19 protein-coding genes are annotated in these 15676 nt (G+C 74.7%); 13 read left to right on the top strand and 6 right to left on the bottom strand.

Annotated elements, in window-relative coordinates:
* Positions 1–121 precede the first annotated feature (121 nt).
* Positions 122–1465, bottom strand: coding sequence for an IS701 family transposase (locus RB614_RS42875; protein ID WP_308714810.1), 1344 nt, complete (start codon positions 1463–1465; stop codon positions 122–124).
* Positions 1466–1686: 221 nt separating this feature from the next.
* On the opposite strand from RB614_RS42875, the gene RB614_RS42870 reads away from it, so the two are divergent.
* Positions 1687–1992 (top strand): BON domain-containing protein, encoded by a 306-nt coding sequence (locus RB614_RS42870; protein ID WP_308718474.1) that lies wholly within the window; start codon positions 1687–1689, stop codon positions 1990–1992.
* A gap of 269 nt (positions 1993–2261) precedes the next feature.
* Here the strand turns inward: RB614_RS42870 and RB614_RS42865 are convergent, their stop codons facing one another.
* The gene (locus RB614_RS42865) at positions 2262–2975 is read right to left on the bottom strand and encodes a DUF4142 domain-containing protein (RefSeq protein WP_308718473.1); all 714 of its coding nucleotides are present in this window, start codon (positions 2973–2975) and stop codon (positions 2262–2264) included.
* A 385-nt stretch (positions 2976–3360) separates the two neighbouring features.
* Between RB614_RS42865 and RB614_RS42860 the strand changes: the two genes are divergently transcribed.
* The 3 genes from RB614_RS42860 to RB614_RS42850 are packed head-to-tail and all read left to right on the top strand — an operon-like array spanning position 3361 to position 5968.
* The gene (locus tag RB614_RS42860; protein ID WP_308718472.1) at positions 3361–4038 is read left to right on the top strand and encodes a response regulator transcription factor; all 678 of its coding nucleotides are present in this window, start codon (positions 3361–3363) and stop codon (positions 4036–4038) included.
* Positions 4035–5384 (top strand): HAMP domain-containing sensor histidine kinase, encoded by a 1350-nt coding sequence (locus tag RB614_RS42855; protein ID WP_308718471.1) that lies wholly within the window; start codon positions 4035–4037, stop codon positions 5382–5384. The genes RB614_RS42860 and RB614_RS42855 overlap by 4 nt, the downstream gene beginning before the upstream one ends.
* Positions 5381–5968 (top strand): GerMN domain-containing protein, encoded by a 588-nt coding sequence (locus RB614_RS42850; RefSeq protein ID WP_308718470.1) that lies wholly within the window; start codon positions 5381–5383, stop codon positions 5966–5968. The genes RB614_RS42855 and RB614_RS42850 overlap by 4 nt, the downstream gene beginning before the upstream one ends.
* Before the next feature lie 71 nt (positions 5969–6039).
* On the opposite strand, the gene RB614_RS42845 is transcribed toward RB614_RS42850, so the two are convergent.
* Complete coding sequence (locus RB614_RS42845; RefSeq protein ID WP_308718469.1) at positions 6040–7062, bottom strand: sensor histidine kinase; 1023 nt, start codon at positions 7060–7062, stop codon at positions 6040–6042.
* Between the two features lies 1 nt (position 7063).
* On the bottom strand, positions 7064–7753 hold the full coding sequence (locus RB614_RS42840; RefSeq protein WP_308718468.1) for a response regulator transcription factor: 690 nt from the start codon (positions 7751–7753) through the stop codon (positions 7064–7066).
* 91 nt (positions 7754–7844) lie between these two features.
* Between RB614_RS42840 and RB614_RS42835 the strand changes: the two genes are divergently transcribed.
* Positions 7845–8957: an NAD-dependent epimerase/dehydratase family protein gene (locus tag RB614_RS42835; RefSeq protein WP_308718467.1), complete on the top strand. Its 1113-nt coding sequence runs from the start codon at positions 7845–7847 to the stop codon at positions 8955–8957.
* On the opposite strand, the gene RB614_RS42830 is transcribed toward RB614_RS42835, so the two are convergent.
* Positions 8929–10218, bottom strand: a complete 1290-nt coding sequence (locus RB614_RS42830; protein WP_308718466.1) for a hypothetical protein — start codon at positions 10216–10218, stop codon at positions 8929–8931. The two genes, RB614_RS42835 and RB614_RS42830, sit on opposite strands and share 29 nt — an antisense overlap.
* A gap of 136 nt (positions 10219–10354) precedes the next feature.
* Here RB614_RS42830 and RB614_RS42825 point away from each other — a divergent pair, with 136 nt between their 5' ends.
* From RB614_RS42825 to RB614_RS42805, 5 genes are read left to right on the top strand one after another with little or no spacing between them, the layout of a single operon-like run.
* Complete coding sequence (locus tag RB614_RS42825; protein WP_308718465.1) at positions 10355–11011, top strand: glycosyltransferase family 2 protein; 657 nt, start codon at positions 10355–10357, stop codon at positions 11009–11011.
* Positions 11008–11676 (top strand): TIGR04282 family arsenosugar biosynthesis glycosyltransferase, encoded by a 669-nt coding sequence (locus RB614_RS42820; RefSeq protein ID WP_308718464.1) that lies wholly within the window; start codon positions 11008–11010, stop codon positions 11674–11676. The genes RB614_RS42825 and RB614_RS42820 overlap by 4 nt, the downstream gene beginning before the upstream one ends.
* On the top strand, positions 11673–12278 hold the full coding sequence (locus tag RB614_RS42815) for a class I SAM-dependent methyltransferase (protein WP_308718463.1): 606 nt from the start codon (positions 11673–11675) through the stop codon (positions 12276–12278). The genes RB614_RS42820 and RB614_RS42815 overlap by 4 nt, the downstream gene beginning before the upstream one ends.
* Positions 12275–13348, top strand: coding sequence for a molybdopterin-dependent oxidoreductase (locus RB614_RS42810; RefSeq protein ID WP_308718462.1), 1074 nt, complete (start codon positions 12275–12277; stop codon positions 13346–13348). The genes RB614_RS42815 and RB614_RS42810 overlap by 4 nt, the downstream gene beginning before the upstream one ends.
* The gene (locus RB614_RS42805) at positions 13345–13752 is read left to right on the top strand and encodes a hypothetical protein (protein WP_308718461.1); all 408 of its coding nucleotides are present in this window, start codon (positions 13345–13347) and stop codon (positions 13750–13752) included. Before RB614_RS42810 ends, RB614_RS42805 begins: the two co-directional genes overlap by 4 nt.
* 2 nt (positions 13753–13754) lie before the next feature.
* Here RB614_RS42805 and RB614_RS42800 read toward each other — a convergent pair whose 3' ends face one another.
* Positions 13755–14207 carry a YbhB/YbcL family Raf kinase inhibitor-like protein gene (locus RB614_RS42800; RefSeq protein ID WP_308718460.1) on the bottom strand — a complete coding sequence of 151 codons (453 nt, stop codon included), beginning with the start codon at positions 14205–14207 and terminating at the stop codon, positions 13755–13757.
* A 168-nt stretch (positions 14208–14375) separates the two neighbouring features.
* Here RB614_RS42800 and RB614_RS42795 point away from each other — a divergent pair, with 168 nt between their 5' ends.
* The 3 genes from RB614_RS42795 (at position 14376) to RB614_RS42785 (ending at position 15164) form a co-directional block, all read left to right on the top strand.
* A complete protein-coding gene (locus RB614_RS42795; protein ID WP_308718459.1) occupies positions 14376–14585 on the top strand; it encodes a phosphatidylethanolamine-binding protein in 210 nt (69 codons plus the stop codon).
* The gene (locus RB614_RS42790) at positions 14582–14893 is read left to right on the top strand and encodes a hypothetical protein (protein ID WP_308718458.1); all 312 of its coding nucleotides are present in this window, start codon (positions 14582–14584) and stop codon (positions 14891–14893) included. The genes RB614_RS42795 and RB614_RS42790 overlap by 4 nt, the downstream gene beginning before the upstream one ends.
* Before the next feature lie 61 nt (positions 14894–14954).
* Entirely contained in the window at positions 14955–15164 is a 210-nt protein-coding gene (locus RB614_RS42785) for a hypothetical protein (protein WP_308718457.1), read from the top strand.
* Positions 15165–15676 lie beyond the last annotated feature (512 nt).

The following is a 15676-nucleotide window of genomic DNA, read 5'->3' as shown; positions in this document are numbered from 1 at the left end:
CTTTGTTAGGTAACTCGAGATTGGTTGTGGTGTAAGGGTTTCACGGTTTGGTGGCATGTGGGGCAGGCGCCGGTCCAGGTCGCGAGGAGGTATTGCAGCTCGCGGATGACCTTGTAGAGGGTCAGGCCGGCGCAGCCGCTTTTGGGTCGTGTCGCAGCAGGGTGATGAACAGGTGCGCGGCGGTGACCAGGGTGACGTGGCGGTGCCAGCCGGTGAAGGAGCGGCCTTCGAAGTGGTCCAGGCCGAGGCCGGTTTTCAGTTCGCGGTAGTCGTGTTCGATCCGCCAGCGGATCTTCGCGGTGCGGATCAGGTCGACGGGGTCGGTGTCGGCGGGTTGGCTGGATAGCCAGTAGGTGACCGGTTCGGCCTCGTCGTCGGGCCATTCCGCGATCAGCCACCGCTCGGGCAGGCTGCCGTCGGGGTTGCGGGGGATGCGGTGCCCAGCCGGACGGACCCGTAGGAACACGAACTGTGAGCTGAGGATGCCTTTGCTGCCTTCGCGCCAGGTGACCGTGGTCGCGGCATCGCGGCCGGCGTCGAGCACGTGCCGGGCAATGCTGGCCGCGTCGTCGGGGTAGTCCGGGCGGGTCGGTGGGCGGCCGTGCCCGGACCACGTGGGTGGCGCGGGTTCCGCGTCGGACCGGTGGGCGAGGGTTTCGCCTTTGACCTGGACGCTGTAGAGGATGCCGCGTTCGTCGAGCGCGGCCCGGAACGGGCCGCTGTCGCCGTAGCCGGAGTCGGCGGTGACCAGGGGTGGTCGCAATCCGTGTGCAGCGAGCCCGTCGATCATCTCGATTGCCAGTATCCACTTCGGACGGTGGCCCTCATCCTCCGGAATCGCGGCCTTGCGGCGCCGCCGCCGCGCGGTCTCGGTCGCGGCAGCGGCGACCGCATCAACATCGACCTCGGCCGGTTCGACAGACGCGGTGGCCCGCGGTGCATTCGTCAACGTCTTACGCTGCTTGGCCTTGGCCGCCTTGACCGCGGCCGGTCCGGCCTTGGCGGCGTCCCAGGACTCCGGCAGGAACAGCCGCCAGTCCAGCGGGCACGACGCCGTATCGGTGACCGCGTGGACGCTGACCCCGATCTGGCAGTTGGCGACCTTGCCCAGGGTGCCGGAGTACTGCCGGGCCACCCCGGGCGAGCCGGTGCCGTCCTTCGGGAACCCGGTGTCATCGAACACCCACGCGACCGGGTCGATCAACTCTACCGCCCGCTCGGCCAGCCGCGCCCGCACCGCCATGGTGTCCCACGTCGACGTGGTCACGAACTGCTGCAGCCCCTGATGATCCACGCCGAGCCGGGCCGCCATCGGCTGCATCGACTTACGCCGCCCGTCCAGCAACAGCCCCCGCAGATACGTCTCGCCCTTGACCCGCTGGTCAGACCGGGCCAAGGGCGTGAACACGTCCGCCGCGAACGCCTCCAGGCGTTGCCGCACAACCGAAAGCTCATCCGGAGTCACCGAAGCATGAAACTACCCGCACCACCCCGACGACCCCACGACACGCCGACCTAACAAAGCACTACTAGGGCCTGACCCGCGGTTGTCACCAGACCGTCATGATTCCGCGCGGGCACCTCCACATCGCGCCTCCAGGCTGTCCGGGTGGAGCAGATGTCGCACGTCGTGCCGGAGGAGCGGCCGGCTTCCCGGCTGCCGGCGGCGCCGGTCGGGAGCGCGCCATGATGGCGCCCTGGCCGCTTCCGGAGGACGAGCCCGCCGGCCGGCCGTCCCGCCGCCCCGCGCCGCGCCGCGACAACGACAAGGTGCTCGCCGACCGCGTGGTGGAGCGGCTGGTCCGGGACGGGCGGACCCGCCCGCAGAGCATCTGCGTCGAGGTGCAGAACGGCGTCGCCATCCTCACCGGCCGCGTCGACACCGCCGAGCTGATGGCCGTCGCCGGCGGCCTGGCCTGGCAGACGCCCGGCATCGTCGACGTGTGCAACGCCCTCCGCCCATCCGACGGAGACGGGCCGGCCAGCGGCTAGGAAAGCCGCGGCGCCGTCGGGCGTGACGTTTCCACAGGCATATTCGCCCCGGTCCGTGCCAGTCGCGGACCGTATGCTCCCGCGGGCACCGCTCCGGCCGGCGGCTCGCTGGCGCTCGCCGACTTCCCCGCCCTCCGCTGCCGGCTCCGCGCGGGTTTGCGCGCTGCCCGCCGGAGCCGAGGCGTGTGCGCGCGCCTTCGACGGATCTAGAACGTTTAGGGCGCTATTTCAGCCCTAAACGTTCTAGATCGACGGCTGGGGGCCGGCGGTCAGCGGGGCTTGAAGAGGCGCCAGGTGCCGCCGATGCCGAGCAGGAGGGCGACCAGGACGACCACCCAGATGACGGAGGCGTTGAAGCCGCTGCCGGCGGCGGCGCGGGCGAGGGCGGTCTCCTGGAGGGAGTCGACCTTTGGCTGGTCGGCCGGGAGGGCGGCCGGTGGCATCTCGGCGTAGCGGACCAGGCCGGTGCTCTCCAGGAGGGTGAGGTGGTTGAGCACGAACCTGTTCGCCTCTTGGGCGAGCTGGCGGACGGTGTCGTTTCGGGTGCCGGAGCGGACCGCGCCGATGACCGGGAAGATCTTGCCGTGTGCGGCCCGCAGGCGGTGGACGAAGATGCGGTCGAATTCGCGGTCGGAGGCGGCGCCGCGCATCTCGTCGAGCCATTTCTGCTGGTCCGCATTGGGCTTGGTGGGCAGCTGCACGCCGAGCTTGTTGGCCGCGTCGACGACGATCTGGTCGAGCTCGGCGTGCTCGGCGGCGATCTGCGCGCCGACCTCGCGGACCCGTTGTGCGTCACCCCGCTCGGCGGCCATCTGCCCGGCCGGCATCTCCCACAGCCCGGCCAGCCGCACCCCGTTGAGCAGCGCGAGGTCGGTGGCGCCGAGCTGTGCGGGCGCCGCGGGCTGCGCGCTGGCCGCGGTCGCCGGCACGGCCAGCGCGAGTGCCAGGCCGGCGAGGACGGCCGCAAGGCGTGGGGCGGGCACGGCGAATCACCTCTGTCAGAACGAGTGAACTGATTCGTCACCGACGCTAAAGCCGTCCAGCAAGGAAGTCAAATGGTGTTTTTCTTAAGCAAGAATTGCATTTATTCGTTGATCCGGAAGCGTTGCCCTAATGGACGATGCTGGCGCGTCCGGTCTTTTGTGGCAATGCCAATATACCGCTGCCGGCCATTTCCGGAGCGGTTCTCGAAAACGCTATGGGAAGTGTCGGCGGCTACCGCCGGGGGTGGGCGTGGTGATCTCGGCCCGTCCAGCCTCTGACCGGCCCATGGCGGTACCTCCGCGGTTTCATGACAGTCCCATGACAAACCGCTCGTGCCACCGGCCCCGGGCGGCCCGCGGGCGGGCGGCTGGGCATGATTTGGTGATGGAGCAGGTGCTGCTGATCGAAGACGACGACCGGATCCGGCTGTCGTTGACGCTCGGCCTGGAAGACGAGGGGTACACGGTCCGGGGCACGGCGACGGCCGAGGAGGGGCTGCGGGAGCAGCGGCGCTCGCCGGCCGACACGGTCCTGGTCGACCTGATGCTGCCCGGCGTCGACGGCTACGAGTGCATCCGGCAGCTGCGTGCCCGCGACGACGTGCCGATCGTGGTGGTCAGCGCCCGCGACGACACGCACGACATCGTGGCCGCGCTGGAGGCCGGCGCCGACGACTACCTGGTCAAGCCGGTGGCGGTGAAGGAGCTCTCCGCGCGGCTGCGGGCACTGCGCCGCCGGGCCCGGGCCAGCAGCGTCGCCGCCGTGACCGCGCTGGTCTTCGGCGACCTGGAGATCCGCCCCGAAGCGGGCGAGGTCGCCGTGCGCGGCGAGCCGGTGGCGGTGACCCGCACCGAGTTCCGGCTGCTGTGCGAGCTGGCCGAGCACCCCGGTCGGGTACTGTCCCGGGCCCAGCTGCTGGAGCGGGTCTGGGAGTACGCGTACGGGGACGAGCGCCTGGTCGACGTGCACATCGGGCGGCTGCGGCAGAAGATCGAGGACGACCCGGCCGCGCCGCGGCACCTGGTGACGGTCCGCGGCATGGGCTACAAGCTGCAGCGATGAGGCGTCCTGGCCTGCGCACCCGGGTCGCCGCCGCGTTCGCCGCCGGCGCCTTCGCGCTGTCCGCGTCGATGGCCGCGCTCTCCTACGGCTTCACCAGCCAGGCGCTGATGGCCGGCCGGGAGCGCAGCGCCCTGCGCTCGGCCTACCTGGACGCGGGCGTGGTGCACGCCGGCCTGGCCACCGAACGACCCGACATCCCCGGCATACTTCGCACCCTCAACACCGGCAGCACCCGCCGCGCGCTGCTGCACCGCGACGGCCGGTGGTACGCCCGGGCCGCGGACGCCGGCCTGACCGACGCCATCCCGCCCGGCCTGCGAGGCCTCGTCGAGCAGGGCAGGCTCGGCATGCAGCGGGTCGACACCGACAGCGGCCCCGCCGTGGTCGTCGGCGTTCCGCTGCCCTCGTCGTCCGGCTTCTACGTCATCGACTCGATGCGCGAGCTCGACCAGACGCTGAGCACCCTCGCCCTGGTGCTCACCCTGGTCGCGGCGAGCACCACCGCGGCCGGGGCCGGCTTCGGCTGGTACCTGACCCGCCGGGTGCTGCGCCCGCTCGACACCGTCACCGCCGCCGCGCGCGAGATCACCGCCGGTGACCTCAGCGCCCGCCTCGACCCGGCGACCGAGCCGGATCTGGAACGGCTGACGACGTCGTTCAACGAGATGGTGGACCAGCTCTCGACCCGGCTGGAACGGGACCGCCGGTTCGCCGCCGACGTCAGCCACGAGCTGCGCTCGCCGTTGCAGACGCTCTCCGCCGCGACGAGCGTGCTGGACCGGCACCGGACCCGGCTGGACGACCGGGCGGCGACCGCGGTCACCCTCCTCTCCGACGAGGTGGCCCGGTTCCAGCGGCTCGTCACCGACCTGCTGGAGCTGGCCCGCGACGACCAGCCGGCACAGCGCGCACCGGTCGACGTCGCCGAGCTGGCGCGCGAGGAGTGCCAGGCCCGCGGGCTCCCGGCCGACCTGGTGCGGGTCGACGGCGCGGGGACGTGGCCGGTCGACCGGCGCCGCTTCACCCAGATCCTGGGCAACCTCCTCGACAACGCGGACCGGCACGGCGGCGGTGCGACCGCCGTACGCCTCGGCCAGACACCGGACGCCTTCGTCCTGGAAGTGGACGACGAGGGCCCGGGCGTCCGGCCGGAGGACCGGACGGCGATCTTCGACCGGTTCGTGCGCGGCCGGGCCGCCAGCGCGCGCGGCGACAGCGACGGCACCGGTCTCGGCCTCGCCCTCGTGGCCCGGCACGCCAACGCCCACGGCGGGCGGGTGACGGTGGCCGACCGGCCCGGCGGCGGCGCCCGCTTCCGGGTCGAGGTGCCCAGGACCGAACCGTGAGCCGGGCGCCCCGGTCTCGCCGCGCCGCCGCGCTGGCGCCGCTGCTCGCGGTCGCCGTCGCCGGCTGCGGCGTCCAGGCCGAGGACGTACCGCGGGCGGTCGACCCGCCCAACGGGGTGTCGCACGCCTGGGCGACCGAGACACCCCCGCACGCCGACCCGGGCGCCGGCGCCGTACCGGAACGCCTGTACCTGGTGCGCGGCAGCGAGCTCGTCGCAGTCACCCGCAACGTCCACGCGCAGCCCACCCTCGACGAGCTCCTCGACGACCTGCTCGCCGGCCCCACCGACGCCGAAAAGCGCGACGGCCTCACCAGCGCCCTGCTCGGCAACGACATCGTCGTCGGCGTCCGGCTGGCCGGCGGCCACGCCACGGTCGACCTGACCGCCGCCCTGGACGAGACCGGCCGTACCGACCAGATCCTCGCCTTCGCCCAGATCGTCTGCACGCTGACCGCCATGCCCGGCCTGACCGCGGTGTCGTTCACCCGCGGCGGCCAGCCGGTCGGCGTACCCCGCGCCGACGGTTCCCTCTCCGAGGCTCCGGCCACCGCCGCCGACTACGCCACGCTGGTCGCCAGCTAGCGCGTCCGGCGCGTCCCGCCGGTGATCGAAGCTCCCTTCAAGTCGCTAGAACGACCTGAAGGGAGCTTCGATCACCGTGAGCCCGGGGCGGGCAGGTGCACGACGAAGCGGCAGCCGTTCGGGATGTTGTGCACGTCGACCCGGCCGCCGTGCGCCTCGACCAGGCCGCGGACGATCGCCAGCCCGAGCCCGCCGACCGGCCCGTCGACGGGGCGCGGGGTGCGGGCCCGCTCGCCCCGGAACGCCACGTCGAACACCCGGGGCAGGTCGGCCTCGGGGATGCCGCCGCACGTGTCGGCGACCGCGAGCCAGGCACCGTCGCGGTCGTTGCCGCCGCTGACCCACACCGTGCCGTCCTCCGGGGTGTACCGCACGGCGTTGAGCAGGAGGTTGGCCACCACGCGGGTCAGCTCCGGCTCGCTGGCCAGCACGGCCGGCCAGCGCGACTCGGCCGTCACCAACCGGATCCGGCGGGTGTCGGCGATCGGCGTGGTGGCGGCGACCGCGTCCGAGACCACGTCGCCGAGCGGCACCGTGGACGGCGACAGCCGCAGGGCGCCGGCGTTGATCCGGGACAGCTCGAACAGGTCGTCGACGAGCTGGGTCATGCGGTCGGTCTCCACCCGGATCCGCCGGTGGTAGTCGGCGACCGTGGCCGGGTCGTGCACCACCTTGTCTTCGAGGGCCTCCGCCATCGCCCGCAGCCCGGCGAGCGGGGTGCGCAGGTCGTGCGAGACCCAGGCGACCAGGTCGCGGCGGCCCTTCTCCAGTCGCCGTTCCCGCTCGCGGGCCTGCGCGGCCCACATCGCGGCGGCGGCGAGCCGGCGCCCGAACAGCCAGCTGACCGCGACGCTGACCACCGCGCCGGCGGCCACGGTGATCAGCACCACCTGCAGGTCGTGCGGGGACAGGAACATGGCCTGGGCGATGACCACGACGCCGGCCGTCACGCTGCCGACGGTCACCGCGATCAGCACCCAGATGTGGGCCATGATGGTGCGGCCGCTCAGCAGCCGGAGCGCGGCCGCGCCGAGCCCGCCGACCGCGAGCGCGCCGGCCAGCGCCGCACCGAATATCAGCAGCAGGTCGCGCACGTCATCCGGCCGGCTCGTACCGGTAGCCGACGCCCCACACGGTGACGATCCGGCGCGGGGCGGCCGGGTCGTCCTCGACCTTCTCCCGCAACCGTCGTACGTGGACGGTCACAGTGGACTGGTCGCCGAAGTTCCAGCCCCACACCCGTTCCAGCAGATCGTCCCGGCGGAAGGCCTGGCCGGGGTGGCGCATCAGGAAGGCGAGCAGGTCGAACTCCCGTACCGTCAAGGTGAGCTCGGCGTCCCGCAGGCGCGCGACCCGCCGGGCCTCGTCGACCGCCAGGTCGCCGTCGACGAGCGGGGCGCCGGAGGGGGCGGAGTCCGCACCGGCCCGGCGCAGCACCGACTGCACGCGGAGCACCAGCTCGCGCGGCGAGAACGGCTTGGTGACGTAGTCGTCGGCGCCGAGCCGCAGCCCGAGCACCCGGTCGGCCTCCTCGCCGAGCGCGGTGAGCATGACGATCGGCACGCCGTCCGGGCGGGTGCGCAGCCGCCGGCACACTTCGAGCCCGTCGATCCCCGGCAGCATCAGGTCGAGCACCACCAGGTCGGGCGCCTCGCGGGCGACGGTGGCCAGGGCGGCCACGCCGTCGCCGGCCATGCTGACGTCGAAGCCGGCCCGCCGCAGGTAGCGGCAGACCACGTCGCTGATCGTCGGGTCGTCGTCGACCACGAGCACCCGTTGTCCCATCGTCCTCAGGCTAGCCGGCGGGGTCCGGAAAGGTATTTCGAAAGCCTTACGGCACGGCCGCTCCGGCTCGCCGCGCCCTTACCGTGGCGGTGTGCGTGTGCTGATCACCGGCGGCGCCGGGTTCGTCGGCTCCCATGCCGCCGACGTCCTGGCCGGGGCCGGTCACGAGGTGCTGCTGCTGGACGCGCTGCTGCCGCAGGCGCACGGCGACGAGCCGCCGCCCTGGTGCGCGCGGCACCGGCTGGTACGCGGTGACGCCCGGGACGGCGACCTGCTCGCCCGGCTGCTGCGCGGCGTCGACGCGGTCTGCCACCAGGCGGCGATGGTGGGGCACGGCCTCGACCCGTCCGACGCCCCCGGGTACGCCAGCCACAACGACCACGCCACGGCGGTGCTGCTGGCCGCCATGCACGCCGCGCGGGTACCGCGGCTCGTGCTCGCCAGCTCGATGGTGGTCTACGGCGAAGGCCGGTACACGTGCCCGGCGCACGGCATCGTGCCGCCCGCGCCCCGCCAGCCGGCGGACATCGCGGCCGGCCGGTTCGACCCGGCGTGCCCGCGCTGCGGCGCGACGCTCCAGCCCGGCCTGGTGCCGGAGGACGCGCCGCTCCGCCCGCGCAGCCTCTACGCGGCCAGCAAGGTCGCCCAGGAGCACTACGCGGCGGCGTGGGCGGCGCAGACCGGCGGCGCGGTGTGGGCGCTGCGCTACCACAACGTGTACGGCCCGCGGATGCCCCGGGACACGCCGTACGCCGGCGTCGCGTCGATCTTCCGGTCGGCGCTGGCCCGCGGGCACGCGCCCCGGGTACTGGAGGACGGCCGGCAGCGCCGCGACTTCGTGCACGTCTCGGACGTGGCCCGGGCCAACCTGCTGGCCCTGGACGCGCCGGCGCCGGAGGCCGGGTTCGCGGCGGTCAACGTCTGCTCCGGCGAGCCGCACACGGTCGGCGATCTGGCCCGCGTGCTGGCCGAGGCGATGGGCGGCCCGGCGCCGCTGGTGGTCGGCGGGGCCCGGGCGGCCGACGTCCGGCACGTGGTGGCCTCCCCGGAACTGGCCGCGCGCCTGCTGGGCTTCCGCGCCGGGACGGGCTTCACGGAGGGCGTGGCGGCCTTCGCCACCGCGCCGCTGCGCGAGCCCGCCCGGGTCCGGGGCCGCCCCGACCGCGAGCGGCCGGTCACCACCAGGTCCACACCAGGTGGTTGACGGCCAGCGCGACGGCGGCCTGGGCGAGCAGCCAGGCGCGGCGCCGCGCGGCGGGCAGCGCGGCCGTCGCCACCAGTAGCCAGAGCGCGAACGGCAGCCAGATCCGCTCCACCTCGGCCTTGCTCAGGCCGGACAGGTCCGCGGCGAGGACCGCCGCGCCGGCCGCGACCGGCAGCCAGCGCACCGCCCCACGACCCTCCGCTAGGGTACGGCGGAGCGCGGGGCCCAGTACCGGTCCGGCGCACAGCAGCAGCGCGGCCAGGTTCGCCCAGACCCAGTACCCGTACGGGCGGTCGGCCGCCCAGCCCTGGTAGTAGCGCTCGACGACCAGCCGGTACCCGTCCCACCACCGGAATCCCGCGGCGGTGAACGCGACCGCGACGCCCAGCACGGCGGCGCCGGCGGTGGTGAGGGCGGCGACCCGGTGCCGGCGGCGGAGCGCGACGACGGCCAGCGCGAGCGGCCCGACGAGCACGAACCCGTACGACAGGTAGAGCGCGAACCCCAGCGCCAGCCCGGCGAGCGGCCAGCACCACCAGCGGGGCGCGGCCAGAAGGGCCAGCCCGCCCGCGACGACGCCGGCGAACAGGCCGTCCGCCGAGGCGCCGACCCACACGGCGCCGGGAAACAGCACGAGGAACGGCACGACCGCCCGCGCGGCGCCCTCGTCGCCCAGCCACCGCAGCGCCGCCGGAACGCTCACCGTCGCCGTGGCCCCGACCAGCACGCAGGCCAGCGCGGCGGCCCCGCCACCGCCGAGCCCGGCACGGTCGAGCCAGACGAAGGCCAGCAGCGCGCCCGGGGGATGCCCGGCCGTGTGGGTCGACCAGGAACCGGCCTGGAAATCCACGATCCGGTCGGTGAAGCCGGCGAGCATGGTCGCCACGTCGGTGATCCGGGGGACCTCGGTGAGGTACTCCGCCTGGGGTGTGAGCCGCTGCGCCAGCCCGCCGGACCAGCCGTCGACCATCGCCAGCGACAGGATCCAGCCGACCGTACCGGCGTAGCCGGCCGCCAGCAGCCACGGCCAGGGCGCGCGCCGGGCCAACGCCGGGCCGCGCCAGACCACGAGAGCGGCGAGCGCGACCGCCAGCGGGGTGCCCCAACCGGCATGCGGCCGCCATACCGCGAACAGGGGCGCCGCGTCCGCCCACAACCGGACGCCGCGCGCGTTCAGCACCGCGCCCACCCCGATCGCGGCGGCCAGCAACCCGGCCTCGACCGCGACGACGACGATGTCCGCACGACTGTTTCTGCTCATGGTGGCGGCCCACGCTAGCCGGTACCGCCGTCCCGCGCGCGGCGCCGGCCAGAGCCGTCAGCGGTTCGTAAGAAGTGCGGCGCCGGTAAGGATTCCGTAAGGGCCGGACCGTCCACTAGCGACCTACAGTGCGGGCATGGACGGTCCAGTGGACGTGGTTCTGCCCTGCCTCGACGAGGCGGCGGCGCTGCCCGGCGTGCTCGCCGCGATGCCGCCCGGGTTTCGCCCCATCGTCGTCGACAACGGGTCGACCGACGGGTCCCCGCGGGTCGCCGCCGGGCTCGGCGCGTTCGTGCTGCACGAGCCGCGGCGCGGTTACGGCGCCGCGGTGCACACCGGCCTCGCGGCCGCCACCGCGGACATCGTCTGCGTCGTCGACGCGGACGGCTCGCTCGACCCGCGTACGCTGCCGCGGCTGGCGGCGCTGGTGCGGGACGGCGACGCCGACCTGGCGGTCGGGCGCCGGGTGCCGGCCGGGCGCGGCGTGTGGCCGTGGCACGCCCGCGCCGGCAACGCGCTGCTCGCCGCACTGCTGCGCCGCCGGGGGGTACCGGTGCGGGACATCGCGCCGATCCGGGCCGGGCGGCGGGCCGACCTGCTCGGCCTGGGGATCGCCGACCGGGCCTTCGGGTACCCGCTCGAGCTCCTGCTGCGGGCCGGCGCGGCGGGGTGGCGGATCGCCGAGGTGGACGTCCCCTACCACGCGCGGGCGGCCGGCACACGCTCCAAAGTGTCCGGTTCGGTACGCGGCACCCTGCGCGCCGCCCGCGACATGGCCGGGGTGCTGCGATGACCGTCCTGCTCGTGGTGGCGAAGGCGCCGGTGCCGGGGCTGGCCAAGACCCGGCTCTGCCCGCCGGCCACGCCCCGGCAGGCGGCCGCGGTCGCGGCGGCGGCGCTGCTCGACACGCTCGCCGCGGTCCGGGCCACGCCCGGCGCCACACCCGTGCTCGCGTACGCCGGCCGGCTGCGCGCCGCCGAACGGTCGGGCGAGATCCGGGCCGCCCTGGCCGGGTGGCGGCTGATCCCGCAGCGCGGCGAGGGCCTGGCCGAGCGGCTCGCGCTCGCGCACGCCGGCGCCGCCGCGATCGCCGGTGGCGGGCCGGTGCTGCAGATCGGCATGGACACCCCCCAGGTCACCCCGGACCTGCTGGCCGCCGCGGCCGAACAACTCTCCGATGTGGACGCGGTCCTCGGCCCCGCCACCGACGGCGGGTGGTGGCTGCTGGGGCTGCGTACGCCGTCGTACGCGCCCGCGCTCACCGGCGTCCCGATGTCCACACCGGACACCGGGCGGCTGACCCGCGCCGCGCTGGTGGAACGCGGCCTGCGCGTGGCCGAGGCGCCGGCACTGACCGATGTGGACACCTGGCGCGACGCGGAGGCGGTCGCCGGGCTCGCGCCGGACGGCCGGTTCGCGGCGGCGGTCGCAGGCTGCGCGGCGGCGGTGCCGCGATGACCGCCTTCGCCACCGCGTACGCGGCACGGCCGGCCACCTGGCTCGTCGACGAGCGCGGCGAGCGGGTCCGCCTCCCGCTCGGTCGCTGGCACGGGCCGGCCGAGCCCTCCCTCCGTACGCTGCTCGACCGCTGCGCCGGCCCGGCGCTCGACGTCGGCTGCGGACCCGGCCGGGCCGCCGCCGAGCTCGCCAGCCGCGGCCTCGTCGCCCTCGGCATCGACACCTGCCCCGCGGCCGTACGCCTGGCCCGCCGCCGGGGCGCCGCCGCCCTGCGCCGCAGCGTGTTCGCCCCGCTGCCCGGCGAAGGCCGCTGGGCCCACGCCCTGCTCCTCGACGGCAACATCGGCATCGGCGGCGACCCGGTCGCGCTGCTGCGCCGCTGCGCGCAGGTGCTGCGGCCGGGCGGCACGGTGCTCGTCGAGGTGGACGCCCCGGGTGCCGGCCTGTGGCGCGGCAGCGCCCGGCTCCTGCCCGGGCCCGCGTTCGCCTGGGCCCGGGTCGGCGTCGAGGCGGTCGGACCCGTCGCGGCCCGCGCCGGACTCACCTTACGAGCGGTCAGCGAACACGACGGCCGCTGGTTCGCCGAGCTGGCGCGGCCGTGAAGCTCTTCCGCTCGCCGGTGCACGCGCCGGCCGTCTCCGCCCGGATCGGCCTGTGGCTGGGCATCGCGTTCGGGCTCTGCTTCCTCACCGGGCTGGCCAGCCACGCCGCCCAGCACCCGCCGGGCTGGTTCGTCTGGCCCACCCGGCCGGTCAGCCTGTACCGCGTCACGCAGGGCGTGCACGTCCTCTCCGGCATCGCGGCGATCCCGCTGCTGCTGGCGAAGCTCTGGGCCGTGTACCCGCGACTGTTCGAGCGGCCGACGCGGCTGCTGGCCGACGCGCTCGAACGGCTGTCGATCCTGGTACTGGTCTGTGCCGCGTTCTTCGAGCTCGCCAGCGGGCTGTTCAACGTCGCCCAGTCGTACCCCTGGCGGTTCTTCTTCGTCGAGACCCACTACGCCGCCGGCTGGGTCGCCGCCGGCGCCCTCGTCGTCCACATCGCAGTGAAGCTGCCCCGGATCCGCGCCGGCTGGGGCGAACGCGCCGACGCCGAACGGCGCGCCTTCCTGCGGACCACGTGGCTGGCGACCGGCGCGGCCGTGCTCGCCACCGCCGGCGTCACCGTACCCGTGCTGCGCCGGATCTCCGTGCTGGCCTGGCGTTCGCCCGGCGGGCCGCAGGGGCTGCCGGTCAACCGCACCGCCGCCGCGGCCGGCGTCCAGGTGCCGGAGGGCTGGCGGCTCACCGTCGCCTGGCCGGGCGGGAGCGCCGCGTTCACCCTCGCCGAGCTGGCCGCGCTCGACCAGCGTACGGCGCGGCTCCCGATCGCCTGCGTGGAAGGCTGGAGCGCCACGGCGGAGTGGACCGGCGTGCCGGTCCGCGACCTGCTCGTGGCGGCCGGCGCCCGCACCGACCGGCCGGTCCGGGTGTCCTCATTGGAGCGTGCCGGGCTCTACGCGACCAGCCTGCTGCCCCCGGCCCACGTCGCCGACCCGCTGACCCTGCTGGCCCTGCGGGTCAACGGTCAGACCCTCAGCCCCGACCACGGCTACCCCTGCCGCGTCATCGCGCCCAGCCGGCCCGGCGTACTGCAGACGAAATGGGTCACCCGGCTGGAGGTCCAGCCGTGAGGACCGCCCGTACGCTGCTCGCGGCGACCGGTGCCGGCCTCGCCGGCTACGGCGCCTGGCTGCTCTGGCCGCGGCTGCCCACCGCCTGGACCTGGCTCGTCGCCGGGCCGCTCCTGCACGACCTGGTCGTCGCCCCGCTCGTGCTGCTCACCGGCCTCGCCGCGCGGCGGCTGGTCCGGCACCCCACCTACCGCACCTGGCTGGTGCGCGCCCTCACGGTGAGCGCGATCCTGCTGCTGATCGCCGTCCCGCTGGTGTGGCGGCCGCGTCCCGCCCCGCCCAACCCCGGCCTGCAGGACCGCGACTACGCCACCGGCCTCGCGATCTGGCTCGCCGCCCTCTGGCTCGGTGCGCTCCTCGGTGCGCTGGCCGCCCGTCGACGCGATCGGCGCCGGCGGCCCTGAGGTCAGCGGGCGAACGTCCCGACCAGGGTGCCGCTGGCCAGCTCGTCCTTCCGCGCGGCCCGCCGCACGTCGGCGACGCTCGGGCGGTCGGGCAGGGCCAGCGGCCGGGAGAGGGCGTACAGGTGGAAGAAGTACCGGTGTGGATCGTCGCCGAGCGGCGGCTGCGGGCCGTCCCAGCCGGTCGCGCCGAACCCGTTCGCCCACTCGTGGCCGCGCGCCGGCACCTGCCCCTCGGCCACCTCGCCGGCCCGCGGATCGACCTGGGTGACCAGCCAGTGCAGGAACGGCTCCCGCCCGGCGTCCGGGTCCTCGCAGAGCAGCACGAGCTCGGCCGCGCCGGCCGGCACGCCGGACCACTGCAACGGCGGCGAGATGTTGCCGCCCTGCCGGGACAGCCGCTCCGGCATCAGGTCGTGGTCGTTGAACGCGGGACTACGCAGGACAAGACCCGCCATCACTGCCTCCCGACTCGTGCCATCGCTGCCTCCCGACTCGTCAGGAACCACAAACGCCTACGAATACCCCGGCAGCCGCCGCGAAACCACCGGACATCGCCGGATGCCGTGTAGGCGGCCCGGGGGCGGGTAGTCCAACCGGAAGAGACCGACAACGGAGGACAGATCATGCCCAAGCCACGGCCGGGCAGCAACAAGTACGACATACAGCGCGCCCGGCTCCGCGACCGGCTCGACGACGAGGGGATCCCCGACAAGCGGGCCGACCAGGCAGCCAACGAGATCCTGCAGAAGGAACGCGGCCAGCGGGGCTTTCTGCGCGGCGAGCGCGGACTGGGCCCGAAAGGCGAGCGGGAACGGGGTGAGGAGCGGCGATGAGCGACGTACAGCAGCCGGAGATGCGGCGCAGCGGGCACGACCCGCTCGTCGCCGGAAGCGCCAAGGAGAAGGCCGCGCGGCAGCCGGCTCCGCGCGGGCAGGCACCGGCCAAGGACACCCGCCCCGCCGAGCAGCGCTCACCGTACGGGCCGGGGCCGGGGCAGGAGGAGCCGTACGACGAGGACTCGGACTTCGCGGAGGAGCACTCCTCGCCGACCTTCGCCGACCAGATGTCCGGCGGCCCCGAAGGTGAGCCGGAGCCGGAGTCACCGAAGGGGTACACCGGCATGGACCCGTCCCGGGCGTAGCCGCCGTCGAGCCGCAGCGGTGCCGGGTTTCGTCCGGATCAGCCGGGGTAGCCCGCTGCCCATGAGCGACGAAGCCGGCCAGCGCCGCCTCGCCCGGTTGCTGGACACCGTGTTCGCGGGCCAGGAGCGGGTGACCCGCGACGAGATCGTCCGCCGCGCGATCGCGGCGGACCTGCCGGCCGACCTGGGCACCCGGCTCGAAGGGCTCCCCGAGGGCGAGTACGCGCAGGACGAGGTCGCCGAGGCGCTCGGCACGGAGGGCGCGGCCTGAGTGGCGCCAACCGCTGGAGGGGCTTGCCCCGCGGAGCCGGCAGCGGAGGCCGGGGAAGTCGGCGAGCGCCAACTCGCCGCCGGCCGTAGCGGTGCCCGCGGGAAAGCACCCCAAGAAAACGCTCCGCTGCGCTCCACGTTTCCCCGGGGACCCCGCGCATGCGGTCCGCAGGTGGCGCGGACCGGGGCAATCCCGTCTGAAAATAGTGATCGTGGTATTTCAGTGCCTCTCTGGGGGCACCGAAATACCACGATCTGATGAGGTGCTTCGCGTACGCCGGCGTGGTGCAGGCTCAGGCTCCGTTCGCTGTACAGCACGACGGCCGGGTAGGTGGGCAGTTCCTGGGCGAACTGGCGGGCCCGGGTCCGGCCGACCGCGCTGGAGTAGTCGGTGGCGGCCCAGAAGAGGCTCGCCCCGACGAGCACGAACACGGCGGCCCATTCGGCGACGCCGATCCACGCCGTCGCCGTCGTGCCGGCGCCGGCTGGGCGCGCGGACGGGAGCAGCGAGCG

The sequence above is a fragment of the Phytohabitans maris genome (genome assembly GCF_031085175.1).
Taxonomy (GTDB): domain Bacteria; phylum Actinomycetota; class Actinomycetes; order Mycobacteriales; family Micromonosporaceae; genus Phytohabitans; species Phytohabitans maris.
This window is presented reverse-complemented; position numbering and strand designations above follow the sequence as displayed.